The sequence below is a fragment of the Methanomicrobia archaeon genome, assembly GCA_016930255.1.
Classification (GTDB): domain Archaea; phylum Halobacteriota; class Syntropharchaeia; order Alkanophagales; family Methanospirareceae; genus JACGMN01.
The window spans coordinates 1-14291 of the sequence record JAFGHB010000006.1 but is presented as its reverse complement, the minus strand read 5'-3'; the positions used below and the strand labels follow the sequence as shown (position 1 = coordinate 14291).

Annotated in this window: 14 protein-coding genes; 3 read left to right on the top strand and 11 right to left on the bottom strand. The window is 51.3% G+C overall.

What is annotated here, in order from left to right; translation table 11 throughout:
• The first annotated feature begins 120 nt into the window (after window positions 1-120).
• The gene (locus tag JW878_01050) at window positions 121-912 is read left to right on the top strand and encodes a hypothetical protein (GenBank protein ID MBN1761652.1); all 792 of its coding nucleotides are present in this window, start codon (window positions 121-123) and stop codon (window positions 910-912) included.
• Between the two features lie 210 nt (window positions 913-1122).
• On the opposite strand, the gene JW878_01045 is transcribed toward JW878_01050, so the two are convergent.
• From JW878_01045 to eno, 9 genes are all read right to left on the bottom strand, one after another.
• Window positions 1123-1920, bottom strand: a complete 798-nt coding sequence (locus JW878_01045; protein MBN1761651.1) for a class I fructose-bisphosphate aldolase family protein — start codon at window positions 1918-1920, stop codon at window positions 1123-1125.
• 102 nt (window positions 1921-2022) lie between these two features.
• Window positions 2023-2613, bottom strand: coding sequence for a hypothetical protein (locus JW878_01040; GenBank protein ID MBN1761650.1), 591 nt, complete (start codon window positions 2611-2613; stop codon window positions 2023-2025).
• A 66-nt stretch (window positions 2614-2679) separates the two neighbouring features.
• Complete coding sequence (locus tag JW878_01035) at window positions 2680-3687, bottom strand: N-acetyl-gamma-glutamyl-phosphate reductase (GenBank protein ID MBN1761649.1); 1008 nt, start codon at window positions 3685-3687, stop codon at window positions 2680-2682.
• A complete protein-coding gene (locus tag JW878_01030) occupies window positions 3688-4179 on the bottom strand; it encodes a 3-isopropylmalate dehydratase small subunit (protein MBN1761648.1) in 492 nt (163 codons plus the stop codon).
• 103 nt (window positions 4180-4282) lie between these two features.
• Window positions 4283-4768, bottom strand: coding sequence for a hypothetical protein (locus JW878_01025; protein MBN1761647.1), 486 nt, complete (start codon window positions 4766-4768; stop codon window positions 4283-4285).
• Between the two features lie 152 nt (window positions 4769-4920).
• The gene (locus JW878_01020) at window positions 4921-6180 is read right to left on the bottom strand and encodes a 3-isopropylmalate dehydratase large subunit (GenBank protein ID MBN1761646.1); all 1260 of its coding nucleotides are present in this window, start codon (window positions 6178-6180) and stop codon (window positions 4921-4923) included.
• Between the two features lie 112 nt (window positions 6181-6292).
• Complete coding sequence (locus tag JW878_01015) at window positions 6293-8707, bottom strand: SMC family ATPase (GenBank protein ID MBN1761645.1); 2415 nt, start codon at window positions 8705-8707, stop codon at window positions 6293-6295.
• Window positions 8708-8740: 33 nt separating this feature from the next.
• On the bottom strand, window positions 8741-9523 hold the full coding sequence (locus tag JW878_01010) for a methyltransferase domain-containing protein (GenBank protein ID MBN1761644.1): 783 nt from the start codon (window positions 9521-9523) through the stop codon (window positions 8741-8743).
• A 47-nt stretch (window positions 9524-9570) separates the two neighbouring features.
• Window positions 9571-10866 (bottom strand): phosphopyruvate hydratase, encoded by a 1296-nt coding sequence (gene eno, locus JW878_01005; GenBank protein MBN1761643.1) that lies wholly within the window; start codon window positions 10864-10866, stop codon window positions 9571-9573.
• A 247-nt stretch (window positions 10867-11113) separates the two neighbouring features.
• On the opposite strand from eno, the gene JW878_01000 reads away from it, so the two are divergent.
• Both JW878_01000 and JW878_00995 read left to right on the top strand, forming a co-directional pair.
• Entirely contained in the window at window positions 11114-12730 is a 1617-nt protein-coding gene (locus JW878_01000) for a phosphoglycerate dehydrogenase (GenBank protein ID MBN1761642.1), read from the top strand.
• 115 nt (window positions 12731-12845) lie between these two features.
• The gene (locus tag JW878_00995; protein MBN1761641.1) at window positions 12846-13208 is read left to right on the top strand and encodes a 50S ribosomal protein L32e; all 363 of its coding nucleotides are present in this window, start codon (window positions 12846-12848) and stop codon (window positions 13206-13208) included.
• A gap of 6 nt (window positions 13209-13214) precedes the next feature.
• Here JW878_00995 and pyrH read toward each other — a convergent pair whose 3' ends face one another.
• Together pyrH and JW878_00985 are read right to left on the bottom strand one after the other, a co-directional pair.
• Window positions 13215-13895, bottom strand: a complete 681-nt coding sequence (gene pyrH / locus JW878_00990) for a UMP kinase (GenBank protein ID MBN1761640.1) — start codon at window positions 13893-13895, stop codon at window positions 13215-13217.
• 254 nt (window positions 13896-14149) lie between these two features.
• Window positions 14150-14291 (bottom strand): NFYB/HAP3 family transcription factor subunit (locus tag JW878_00985; GenBank protein MBN1761639.1); only part of this gene is annotated, 142 nt, incomplete at its 5' end.

Below are 14291 nucleotides of genomic sequence, written 5' to 3'. Positions count from 1 at the left end.
TCTCCGCCGATTGTATGGAACTCGTGGCTGAACCCCTCAGGAGACTCACGAAGTTTCAAGAATTTTGGCAAAAAGGATAAGGCTTAAGTATATGAGAGTGCTAATGTGTGCGTATACACTATGTGGTCAGTGAGTGGTAGTTGTGAGGGGCTTGGAATGCTTTTGTGGATTATAATACCCTTTCTTATCATTTGTCTAATCTCTTGTTTAGTCTGTTGTCGGAAAAAGGAATCTTCGGGGGAAGGTAATACGGCCGGGGAAACGACACCGCCGCAAACACCTGAAGTTAGGGACCAACCGGCAAATAGCGATAATGGAGGAACACCAGGTGATGCTGCACCGAGGGATGATAAAGATAAGCAAGTGATAGAATTCCTAAAATATGCGATATCCTATCTCGAAAATCGTATTTCTATGGTAGATAGGAAAGCGAGTATTTTGATTGCAGGTCTAGGCGTATTTTTTACTTTGCTTACCTACATGATACAAGGAGAATTCTTTACCCTGGAATCATCAGACATAAACAAGAGTATCCATATATGGTTAGGTATTGCTTTTGTATTTTTTATAATTGATGTGTTACTGTTACTCCAAACTATTCGTCCTACTAAATGGTTTTTTTGTTTAGAACTACCAATTATAGACAGATATAAGAATAACGAAAACTACGTTATGTTGCACAGAAAATATTTTCCAGCAGAATTAGACGATTACACTAACAAAATAAATAAATTTGATCTATCAATAATCAAAGAAAATTATGAAAAAACGCATTATATTACCCTTCAACTCGTCAGAATGAAATACAAGTTTTATAACCCGGCAGTGTTACTTACAAAATTATTGGTTTTGTGGGTTGCTATAGGTATTATTATACTATTATCGTGCCAGTATATTTTAACTTGTAGCTGATAATACCAGTGCGACAATAACGAGGGGGCTCTAATTCCCTGTGAAATCATGGTGAACCAGGCGTGGAAAAGCCGAGCTACCCTCGGTGTACAGCACACGAGCAGGTGCACTACCAGCTATCTTCACCGTTTTCACTATGCCAATCGGAAGGAAAGGATACGCGGAACTAAACATAATCTGATGCGAGCTGCTTTACTCTACTCACACGAATCACAGCTCGAGCTTCTCCGCTTCCTCGACGGTGTAGTCCTCGTGCACGATCTTCGAGATCTTCCTGACAAGCAGCGTTGGATTCTCTGCTTGGAAGACGTTTCGACCGATAGAAACGCCAGCCGCTCCCACCTGTATCGCATCATAGATCATCTCGAATAGCTCGTGCTCCGTGCCCATCTTCGGCCCGCCTGCGATCACCACGGGTATCTGGCATCCGTCTACCACTTCCTTGAAGGTATCGGGCGCGCCCGTGTAGTTGGTCTTGATGAGGTCGACACCGAGCTCCGCACCAATCCGTGCGGCGTGCTTGACGTACTCCACATCGTGCTCTGACTTTACCTTTGGACCGCGCGGGTACACCATTGCCAGAAGTGGCATGCCCCAGTTATCGCACGTTCGCGCTACCCAGCCGAGATCCGCGAGCATCTCAGCCTCGTCATCTGCTCCGATATTGACGTGTATGCTCACTGCGTCTGCTCCGATCTTGATCGCGTCTTCTACCGTGGTCACCAGAACCTTGTGGTTCGGGTCCGGCCCGAGGCTGGTGCTGGCCGATAAATGGATGATGAGACCGATATCTCGACCGTAGCCGCGGTGGCCATGGAGCGGCAGCCCCATATGGCCAAGAACTGCATTTGCACCGCCCTCAGCCACCTTGTCCACCGCCTCACGGAGATCAATCAGCCCCGGAATCGGACCGACCGTTACACCGTGATCCATAGGCACGATGACCGTCTTGCGAGTCCTCCGATCGAGGATTCGCTCCAGCCTAATCGCTTTTCCAATCCTGTTCATAGATCAAAAATAGGTGGATGGAGGACTTAAAGCCGGTTGGTTTGGTGTTTCAAGAATCGAATCGGAATTCAGTGGGCTTCTCCGCGTCTCTCACCAGCTCAACTAGGCCCAGTACCGCTGAACGCAGACGCCTGCCCGCTGTAGATACGGCGTGACATAATGGAGGAGCAGCGGTGTAATCGCAATGGTTACGATCAGATTGCCGATAAGCCAGCCGGAGAAGATGCCCGGGACCTCAGCCCACGAAGCAAATCCGCCTACTGCCAGCATACTCGCGCCCCAGCCTGCACCAATCACATTATTGACCAGCCAGCCGAAACAGAGGAATATCCCGAGGTCGCGCTTCGTCTTGAGGCCGACGTCAGCATCAAATGCTCTGAATGCGGCCAGAGGTATCAAGGCCTGCCAGAGATCCGCAAACGACCAGAGGAGGTTCACTTCCACGGGTAAGTCCATGAGCAGCCCGGCGCCGATGAAACAGCCAAGGTAGGCGGCGAGCACACCCCACCCACCAAACCATAATGCAAAGGCGATCATGAATGCCGCTGCGGTGTACAAGCCGACACCTCCCGGGGCGTCTGAATAAGGGATCTCACCGTAGGCAACGAGCAGTGTATTCAGCAGTACGAGCACCACGAAGATCGCGAGATAAATGGACAACGACCTGCTTTTCGTATCGCCCTCCGTGCTCATCTCTGTTATGGTCACCTCCGTTTTGTTATGTGATGTGTTATGTATCAATAAAACAAACCACGAAAATCACGGCGCCAATCCCGGGAACCACAGCCCCTCTGCTTCATCCAAGCCGAACATCAGGTTCATGTTCTGGACCGCTTGGCCGGAGCCGCCTTTAACGAGGTTATCAATAGTCGACATCACCACGATCCTGTCGCTCCCCTCCTCGATTTCAAAGCCGATATCGCAGAAGTTCGTGCCTCTCACCGCGCCCAGCGATGGCACGCCCGTCCTGAGCCTCACGAACCGTTTGCCGTTATAAAACTGCGTGTAGATCTCCTCAATCTCTTCACGTGACTTTGAGACGCGTTCGTGCAGGAAGACGTGTGCGGTGGTGAGTATGCCGCGAATGGCGGGAAGGACGTGCGGCGTGAAGCTGAGATTCACACCCAATTCCTGTCGCATCTCCGCAACGTGCCGGTGCGACGTTATCTGGTACGGAACAATATTCTCCGCGAGGTTCGGGTAATGTGAGGTCTCTGTTGGCTCTGCTCCGGCACCGGATATGCCTGATTTCGAATCGAAGAGTACCTGCCGGACCAGTCCGGCTTTTACCAGCGGTACAACCGCGAGTACCGCTCCGGTGGGGTAGCAACCGGGATTGCCCACCAAGGTCGCATCCGCTACTTCGGGATGCAATTCCGTCAGCCCATAAACCGCATTGCGCTCCTCTTTGTCCTTATGCTCGCGTTTATATACCCGTTCGTATTCCGATCGCGTCAATCGATAGTCTGCGCTCAGATCTATTACCCGCGTGCCTCGCTCCATCAACGCGGGCACGTAATCCATTGCACTGCCGTGCGGGGTTGCGACAAAGACAATATCACTTCTATCCGCAATCTCTTTGGTATCAACGTCTTCATATTCGAGTTCGATAAACGGGAATAGGTACGGATTAACCTCGCTTACCGTCTTCCCTTTGTATCGCCGAGACGTCACAACCGAGATGCGCACCTGTGGATGCTGCACCAGCAATCGGATCAACTCGAGACCAGTATACCCCGTTCCGCCTATTATCCCTGCTTTTATCATCTATCTCCCTTCCGCTGATGGTATCTGCCTCTTTATATAATTAATCAAGCCTCCGCTCTCCAGGAGTTTCTGCATAAACTCAGGCAGCGGGTTGAAGTGGTATTCTTCATCTTTCGTGAGGTTCTTTATTATACCGTCGTCAAACCGGATTTCTATTTGATCTCCTTCGTCTATCTTATTGAAGACGTCCGCTTCAATCACCGGCAGCCCGATATTAATCGAATTCCTGAAGAAGATCCGTGCAAAGCTCTTTGCAATCACGCACCGTACGCCCGCGCCGATTAATGCGCGTGGCGCATGCTCTCGCGAGCTGCCGCAGCCGAAGTTCTCCGCGGCTACAATGATATCGCCCTCCTGCACCTCTCTCGCGAATTCGGGTCGCATATTAACGAACGCATGCGCTGCGAGCTTCTTCGCGTCGCCCGTCGTCAGGTATTCCGCAGGAATGATCTGATCGGTATCCACGTTGTCGCCAAACTTCCAGATTCTCATTTCTCGTTCACCTGTCTGTCGTTTATTCACCTAGTTCTCTCTATCTTCCTCTAAATAGTTCAAACTACTAACTGACCCCTCGTGTCTTCACCTGTATGCGTAATCACGTAAAGAAACCCGCTAGTTTTAATCCGACTTTCAGCAGGCCGACCTTTACTTTGCTACCCATTCCCACGCCTTTAAAGTGTATCGCCCCGCTATTTAACGCATCCTGAAATGCAGCAATCGGATCGGCTGCAGTTATGATACTGCGAACGGTGTTCTCGTCGGTAGACGCCTTAATCGTCGGATCGCTAATCTCGCCCTTTTCAAAGCTTGTTACCTTTGCATCAGCGTCGGTTACTATACTGACGACAAGCGAAGATCCATCGTTCAGTGCAATTTCACCGCGAATTCGCTCCGCGCCAATGAGACTATTGATAACCGGTATATTCTCAACGTTTGCGTTGTAGATATCAACGTAGGGCTGTAGAGCAGCGAAGAGCGCATCTCCCCCGTCTGCTCCCACTGCCGCTGGGACGAGGCCAGCAAGGACTGCGGTTACCAAAAAAGCTGTAACAAATACGGAAGTAACTCTCATTTGTTTCATGGTTTTCTCCTCCTTTATTGCAGTAGTACTTCTTTTTTGCCCTATTTAAACCTTCTGGTTGGATGGGCTTTGTGCGGGATTTGAACAGACTACACGTCAGTACGTGTCCGGTGGTGTGAGTGAAGCCGCAGCCAAAGCTGTTTGCATGCGTACTACAACGCCGTCGGGTCGGTTATCCGCCCGGTAAGTGCCGATGCGGCGACGACTGCAGGACTCGCAAGATACACCTCGGAATCCTTGTGTCCCATCCGTCCGATAAAGTTCCGGTTAGTTGTGCTCACGCAGCGTTCTCCCGCCGCGAGTACGCCCATGTGTCCGCCCAAACAGGCGCCACAGGTAGCCCCGCACACAAAAGCGCCTGCTGTAAGGAACGTCTGGATCACCCCTTCCGCTATCGCTTGCTGGAAGACCTTCTCACTGGCTGGCACGACAATCATGCGCACGTCAGGATGCACCGTTTTACCCTTCAAAAGCTCTGCCGCAACCCGTAGATCCTCGATTCGGCCATTGGTGCACGAGCCAAGATACGCCTGGTCAATTACCACATCCACGTCGCGCGCAGGCGCGGTATTCTCAGGAACAAAGGGCTTTGCAACCGTCGGAACGATCACTGCTGCATCGTATTCAAATACCGCCTCGTAGTCCTCTTCGTTACCATCGGCATACACCGCTTTATACTCACCGCGTACTCGCCCGTTCAGGAAATCAAAGACCTTATCATCTGGCGGGATGATGCCTGCTTTACCGCCGGCTTCAATCGCCATGTTCGAGATGGTTATCCTGTCAGAGAGGCTCAAACTTTCGATCGCGGTCCCGTAAAACTCCTGCGCCTTGTACAGCGAGCCAGAGACGCAGATATCGCCAATGATGTGCAGAATTATGTCCTTTCCCATAACGTATCGCTGCAATGCACCGTTAATCACAAACTTCTGCGTCTCCGGCACCTTGAACCACAACCGCCCGGTGGCCATTGCCGCAGCCGCCTCAGTCGAGCCAACGCCGGTGGAAAATGCCCCTAACGCGCCGTACGAGCAGGTATGTGAATCCGCACCGATGATCAACCGCCCGGGTGCAGCAAAGCCGTCCTCGATCATCACCTGATGGCAGACTCCGCCTCGCCCGATCTCATAATAGTGCTCGATCCCATATCGCCGCGCATACTCCCGTAATGCTTTCGCCTGCTCCGCAGAGGCTACATCTTTGTTAGGGACGTAGTGGTCCTGTATCACGACCACTTTCTCCCACTTTATCTCCTCATCGCGGCCAAGCTCCTCGAAGACCTCAAAAGCAGGCACGCCCGTTACATCGTTCACCATGATGTAGTCGACGTCGCATTCCACGATCTCGCCGGTCTTCGCCGGCTTCGCTTTCCCGGCTTTTTCGCCCAGTATCTTCTCCGCTATCGTAGCCATGGTTCAATAATCTCTCTTTCTTTAATTTAAGAAACGAGTTATCAAAACAATCTTTGTCTGCCTGACTGGCTTGCTCGGAATGTCGATCCATGAGAAAACGGCTATTCGACGCCTATTCCCCCACCTTTACCCAGCTTACGCCCTCTTCGTCTTCCGTCACCCGCAGTACGTACTCCATATAATCCCGCACGTCTTCGATGTGCGTAATCAAGAATATCTGCCGGAACTTCTTCGAGAGCGCATTTAACGCCTGAATAATGTTCCGTTTACGATACGCGTCCTGCGAGCCAAAGATCTCATCGAGGATGATAAAATTCGTCTGGATCGCACTGCGTTCGGTCACCACGGCGGAGATGGCCAATCTCAAACAGAGATTCGCCAGGTCCTCCTCACCACCGGAGAACCGATTGAGTTCATACGGTGCACCGTCGTCATAAATGAAGATATCATAGTTCTCATCCAGCTCCATCGTGCTGTATTTGCCGTCCGTTAGCCGTCTGAGCATGTCAGACGCGTAATCAGAGAGCATTGGGCGAATCCTGCCGACCATATACACCTTGAAATCGTTCATGAGCTTCTCCAGCACAGTGAGATACAGAATTTCCGTCTCTTCCTTCTCCTTCTCAGCTTGTAACCGCTCTTGCTCCTTTATCTCCCCTATAACGTGCTCTTTATCTCTGCGTACGTTTTCAAACTCGTTTCGCTGCTCCAAAAGTTGCAGCTTCGATTCGGTCAGCTCCTCCTTCTTACGCTCGTATCGCGCCTTCTTCTCCTCGTAATCCTGCTTGTTAAACGCTAAATCCACTATCAGCCGCTGCAACGCTGCGAGATCATCAGACGTCGCTCGTTCCAATTCACGTAACGTTTGCACGTTATTCTTCACATTCTCTAAACGTCCGATCTCGGCTCGTAATCCGAGTATTTCGCGATACACCGCTTCAAGCTCCTCCAAAGTAGCAATAACCTCTTTGTAAGCCGCAGCATCGAACGTCACATCTCTAAGCGGCGTCAAATCGGCTCTTATCTGTTCCAATTCCGTCTGCCAATGCACTAACTCACGCTCTTCGTGCGTGACGCGCGTCTCCAGGGCGTGCAGTGCTGTTACACGCGTCTCCAGTTCTTTCGCCTGCTTTGCAAGTGTTTCTTCCGCTCGTTCCGCAGAAGCGAGCTCCTCTTTCTTTCGTTTATACTTCGTGAAGACCGATTGAAGCTCGTCCTTCTTGGTTCGAAGCTCATCCTGCAGCTTCGTTAGCAAACTCTCGTAATGTGACCCTAATTCACGTTCGCACAATGGACATTCGCTTTCAGGACCCAAATCAGCTATTCGCTGCTTCTTCCTAGTATGCTCTTCTATTTCCTTCTTAGCCTGTAAGACCTGCGATTTTAGAGCACCGAGCGAATCGTATATGCGTTCCTTTTGTCTCTTTAGCGCTTCCATTTCTCGTTTTGTTGATTCCACCTGTTCCTCAATGCCTTTGAATTCCGCACGCTTCTGCTTCAACTCGCTTATGTGCTCCGTGCGCTTCTGGAACTCCTGCGAGCTCCTCTTCTCACGTTTTAATAACTCCAGCTTTCGCTGATGCTTTTCCCGCTGGTCTTCCAGTTTCTCTTTCTGCTCGCGAAACTGGAAATACCGCATTTCGTCATCCGCAATCTCCTCAAGCCGTTTGCTCTTTACGCGCAAGTTCGCAAGTTCCTGCTCCTTCTCTTCCCGCCGCTTCTTCGTATTCTCCAAATCGCGTCGCTGCTCGCTCAGCTTCGTGTTTAAGGTCGTGTAGCGTTCATAAGTGCTCGTAGCGAGGGCTAATTCCTCTTTTGCAGTCGTTACGTTCTGCTCTTTCATGCTCGTAGCGGATTCTATCTCTTTGATAATCGGTACCAGTGCCTCTTGTACTTGCTCCAGCTCCTTCTGTTTCTCAGTAAGCACGTCGACCTTCTTCCTGCCCTCTTTATCAACCGTTGCCGCTTTTATGCCCTCGATCCGTTTCTCCTTACCGCGCTTATCCTCTCGTATCGCCTGTATGCTCTTTTCGATCCGTTCTACGCCGAGCATACGGAGCACAAGCTTCTTACGTTCCGCAGCTTTCATGATAGAGAGTGCGTTCAGCTCTTTCTGCCGCGCGAAGACCGACGTGAAGAAGGCCTGGTAATCCATGCCTATCTTGTCCTTTATTACTGCAGTTACGTCATCAGCATTGTTCGTTACGAGCCTGCCATTCAACACGAGGCGGGCCTTCGGCACTAAATTCTTGCCCACCATCTCCCGTACCACGTTGTATTGATCGCCCTCCAGCTCGAACTCCAGATTCACGCTGCACGGTTCATTTTGCGATGCGCCGTCCCGTTTTATCAGTTCTTTCGTTGTTCGCGCTGCGTTATGCCCGAAGAGAGCCCAGCCGATCGCCTCCACCAGCGTGGTCTTCCCAACGCCGTTGAGCCCGATAATACCAATGACACCGTCAGGGAACTCGACAGACGCGTCCTTATACTTACGGTAATTCCTCAGTGTGAGCGTTTTTAAGAGCATTTCATCCCGGCTTCATTTCCCTCCCTTCCATCATCATTTCTCCGCATACACATTTATCCTGCGAAACGTTTCGAAACAGCGTCCGTCTGGCTGCTTCGTCTTCGCTATTAAGCGCTCAAAAACCGCTTTACTGAAGACCTGCTTCACGTCTTCCGGAAGCACCGCGAGAAAAGGAACTATACCGGCCTCTTCTACCATGCTGATCAGCGTGCGTTCCTCTGAAAAATAGCGATCCTTGTTCTCACCCCAAACGCGGTAATTCCTGAATTCGGTACGCGACAGCACCTTTTCGTACTCCGCGGGCGTGGGCATGTACCACGGCCAACGAAAACCTATAAAGTACGGTGTGTACGCCGGCAGTTTCATAACGTCTCTGGCTACCTCGATAAAATTGATGACATTGCCATCAGCGCCAAATTGCACGCGCAAGAACCCTCCAGGCTTCAAGGCATTATAAATCCTCCTCAGGAGTTGCTCGTGGTTCAACACCCAATGAAGCACTGCATTTGAGAATACCACGTCAAATTCAGCATCGAACATTAGCTCAGTTATGTCAAGAAGCTCGAATTCCATATTCTCCGTCTTATGTGCTCTTGCAGCTTCGAGCATCGACCGGGAGCTGTCAATGCCTACAACGCGCCCTCGAGGGACTCGTTCCGCAAGCGCTCGTGTTAGTACGCCGCTGCCACAGCCGAGATCGAGAATGGCTTCGTCACCGTTCAGACGCAACTCGTCGACCAGTTCAGTACCCCATCCACGCTGGCACTGAGATGCCTTTTCGTACTTCTTGCCGTCAAAGGGATATTCAGTGTGCATACCTCTTCATACTCTGCCAGAAGGAATGACCTCGGATCAAACGCAAATCACAGCATTGAGGGCCCTTTACTTCGTGCCGTATCGCCCATTGCCTCTTCGATCCGCAGTAATTGGTTGTACTTACTCGCTCGTTCGCTTCGTGCGGGCGCGCCGGTTTTGATGATCTCGGCATTGACTGCGACGGAGAAGTCCGCGATGAACGAATCTTCGGTCTCGCCTGATCGGTGGCTGACCACCTTTTTGTAGCCGTTTTGATTCGCCAGATTGATCGTATCCAGCGTTTCTGAGATGCTGCCGATTTGGTTCAACTTCAGCAGAACCGCATTTGCCGCTTTGCGCTTTATCCCCTCTTCCAATCGCTTGACATTCGTCACAAACAGGTCATCGCCGACGATTATTTGTTCCGGTATCTGAGCGGTGAGTTCCGCGAAGAACTCGAAGGATTCCTCCTCAAACGGGTCTTCGAGCAGTGCTATCGGATACGTTTTCACAAGATCTTTATAGAACTCGACGAGTTCGGAGCCGTCTTTCAGCGTGCCATCGATCCGGTACTTCCGGGCTTTTACGTCGTAGAAAGAAGACGCCGCGCCGTCCATTCCCAGCCGTATCTCAACTTCCGAATAGCCTGCTTCTGCTATCGCTTTGGTTATCGCATCGAGCGGTTGAGTCGTCTCACGCATGGGCGGTGCGTAGCCACCCTCATCCCCGACGTTCGTGGCGATATTCCCGTATTTAGCCGCAACCACCTTCTTAAGTGCATGATACGTCTCGACTCCTGCGCGTAAACCGTCACGGAACCGGTCAAAGCCCAGGGGCAAGACAAGAAACTCCTGGATGCTCAGGTCGTTGCCCGCATGCTGCCCGCCGTTTATCACGTTCATCATCGGTACGGGAAGCTCGTACGCCAATGTCATACCCGCAACGTCCTCGCAGATGTATTCAAAGAGCGGCTTCTTTAACGAATCCGCAGCGGCTTTACAGACCCCCATCGAAGTTCCGACAATCGCATTCGCGCCAAAATTCGACTTGTTCTCCGTACCATCCAGGTCTATCAGCAGCTCATCTATCGCGCGCTGTTCCAAAGCGTTCATGCCAATGAGTGCATCTTTTATCGCGGTATTCACAGCGTTAACCGCTTTGAGCGTGCCCTTGCCGTTGAACCTCTTAGGGTCCCCATCGCGCTTCTCCACCGCCTCTTTACTGCCGGTTGATGCTCCTGAAGGCACGCTCGCCCTACCAAACCCGTTCGCGGTGCGCACCTCCACTTCTACGGTAGGGTTGCCGCGCGAATCCAGAATTTCCCGGCCTTTTACGCCTCTTATCTCTATTACCGTCATTGTCATATCCACCTCACGTCAATTGTAATATAATACTACTTCTACCCCAATCACCTTATCTTTTGCCATTTCCCATTCACCGAAAATATCCGCGCGATATCGCGTATCCCGAATCGTTTGTTTCAGTCGCAAAGATCGACAGTTTTTTTTCTACTCTTACCTTATATTTAGCGATACCCTATAGGTGGTTGAGTACGCTCAGACGGTAAGGTAGAAGAGCGGTAGAAGGTATCAAAGGTGAAAAAGTGGGAAAATGAAACGAGTAATTGTAACCGATAATCTCTCGGAAGAGGGGATAAAACGGCTGCGTGAGTTCGCAGAAGTTGATGTTGAATTAGACTTAAGCCCTGAGGAATTAAAAAAGCGTATTCCAAACTACGATGCGATCGTCATACGAAGCGGCACGAAAGTGACGAAGGAGATAGTAGAAGCCGGAAGCACTGGCAGGTTAAAGGTGATAGGCCGCGCGGGTGTCGGCGTGGATAATATAGCCGTGGAAACCGCGACGGAGAAGGGGATCCTGGTGGTGAACTCGCCAGAGGCGAATACGATCTCCGCGGCGGAGCACACGATCGCGATGATGCTCAGCCTGTCGCGGAAAATACCCGATGCGAACGTATCACTCAAATCCGGTAAGTGGGACCGAAAGAAGTACATGGGCGTGGAAGTGAATGGCAAGGTCCTTGGCGTCATTGGTCTGGGACGCGTGGGCGGAGAAGTGGCGAAGCGAGCGAAAGGGCTGGAGATGAAAGTCGTTGCCTACGACCCGTTTATTACCGAAGAGAAGGCACAGGATCTTGGCATTTCGCTCGCCAGTTTGAACGAAACGCTCAAGGTCGCGGACTTTATCACGCTCCACACACCGCTGACGAAGGACACCCGGCACCTGATCAGCGATAAGGAGTTCGCTTTGATGAAGGATGGCGTTCGCGTGGTGAATTGTGCACGCGGAGGAGTAATAGACGAGAATGCGTTGCGAGAGGCGATAAAGAGCGGTAAAGTAGCCGGAGCGGCTCTGGACGTCTTCGAGCAGGAGCCACCGGAAGACCGCGAATTGGTGGAGCTGGATCAAGTGATTACCACGCCGCATTTAGGCGCGTCCACAAAAGAAGCGCAGAAGGCTGCTGCTACGGTTATTGCAGACCAGATAATTGATGCGTTGCAGAACAAGCCGGTGAAGAACACCGTGAACATGCTCTACGTGGAAGAGGAGATATTGAACTCCCTAAAGCCATATCTGAAATTGGGGGAGAAATTGGGTTTGCTCGCTGCGCAGCTCGTGCCAAAATCTGGTAGGATCGAGGAATTTAAAGTCACCTATGAAGGCGAATTGGGCTCGGCCGAAGCAGGCGTGGGGAAGAACACGCGAGTGATAACCCGTGCGATCCTGAAGAGCTTCCTCTCGCTCTTCACCGACGGTGTGAATTACGTGAACGCCGAGGCGATCGCGAAGAAGTTCGGGATAAAAATCACGGAGAGCAAGACGGATGAGATAGAGAACTTCAACTCGTTGATTAGCGTTACCACAACGACACAGATGGAAGGCGAAGAGAAGGCGAAGACCGTTGCGGGCACGCTATTCGGGAAAGACGATCCGCGAATAGTGCAAATAAACGGGTATCGTGTGGACGCAGTTCCTTCTGGCTACATGCTCATCTGCTCCTTCCTTGACAAACCGCGGGTAATCGGCCCGGTGTGCACGGTTCTAGGCGACAAGGGCATTAACATCGCAGGGATGCAGGTGGGCCGAGAGAAGGTCGGCGGGGAAGCGGTGATGGTGATTAACATAGACAGTCTGGTCAGCGAAGGGTGTATCGACGAGATAAAGGACGTGCAGAACATATTCGACGTGACCCTCGTGAAACTTTAAGCGACAATTCCGCGTCACAAAAGCTGTTGCAGAATATGAGTGTCACCGCGGACAAGCCGAAAGGGGACTAAGATTCTTTAGTAAAACGTCTTTCTTAAAAGAAGGGTTCGGCAAGATGATGAGGCGAAGAAGGATAAAATTCGAGCGATACGGATGGCGGACGAAGAAGAAGCTGAGCAAGAGCTGGAGACGGCCTCGCGGACATGATAATAAGATGCGGGAGCATATAGCGGCGAAAGGTGCACGGGTCCAGGTAGGCTACCGGAGGAAGAAGGAAGAACGGGGATTGCATCCTTCGGGCGTGCGAGAAATGCTCGTTTTTAATCCGAACGATCTTGCTCAGGCGGAGGCCGCGAGCGAGGAGATGGCAGTGCGCATCGCCGCCACTGTTGGTAAGCGGAAACGGGGTGCGATAGAGGCCGAAGCTGCAAAAATCGGACTGAAAGTGCTCAATCCGATGCGAACGAACCTAACGTGAGTGATTTTACTTCGCTATCTCCGTGCCGTTATGCGTGCCGTGAATGGCATCGATAATTACACGTGGATCGCTTCTGCCGTCGATGACTATGGTCTTTATTCCGCTTCGTTCGATTATCTTCGCGGCAACCGGGTCAATAACAATTCGTGAGCCGGCTTTTAATTCACCCTTCATGGTAACCGCGACGAGTTCCTTCGGCGAGAGCTTGTTGTATTTCTTTGCGTTTGAGTTCGTACGCGGGTCCGCATCGTAAACACCGTCGACCGAGGTCACGATGAGGATCAAGTCCGCATTGACGTATTCTGCGAGAATCGCAGCCACGGCATCTGTGGTATAGCCGGGACTCACTCCACCCATAACTGCTATCCGCGCAGCACCCTCGCCGCCGATTGCCTTTGCCACCGCAACGTCTTTATAATCCAAAAACGGTTCTGGATACGCGCGTTCCAACGCCGCGATAAGCAATTTCGCATTTATTCGCGTCAGGGCTATGCCCATATAATCGCAGAGCGCTTCGTTCGCACCCAGCTCACGTGCGAGTTCTATATATTCGCGCGCTTTTACACCGCCGCCGGTAACGACACAGAGATCGTACGAGTGCGCAAGTTCATCGAGTATCGCAGCCACGTTCTTCAGCTTCTCAGCATCCGTGAAGAAGATACCACCCAACGAAATCACGACTTTCATGCGTTTCTCGCTCCTTAACAACTCCCATTCTCATGTAATAGCGCTGTCTTTAAAAAGAGGTAGGTCGCATCCGAAAAATGATAGGGGGAGGGAGCTAAAAATCTTCCTAGTGCGCCTTCTCGGCATTCACTATGCGATGCGGATCCTTGTGCGGACCCTGAGTGAGGTGATCGTATAGAATGGGAAAAAAAGAGGGGTGAATTGTGTAAATGTATGTGTTCCCCCCTTCACGTTATTTTTTTAGTTTATTTAGTTTATGCTACTGCTTCGGCAATATCTTCCGCTTTTACCGTCTTCCTTCCGGCATGTTTCGCGAGGCTTACGGCCTTTTTCGCTATTTTCTCGCCGTATTCCTCTAAAAGCTCTGCCAGCGCCTGACTCGCATCTTCACTCACT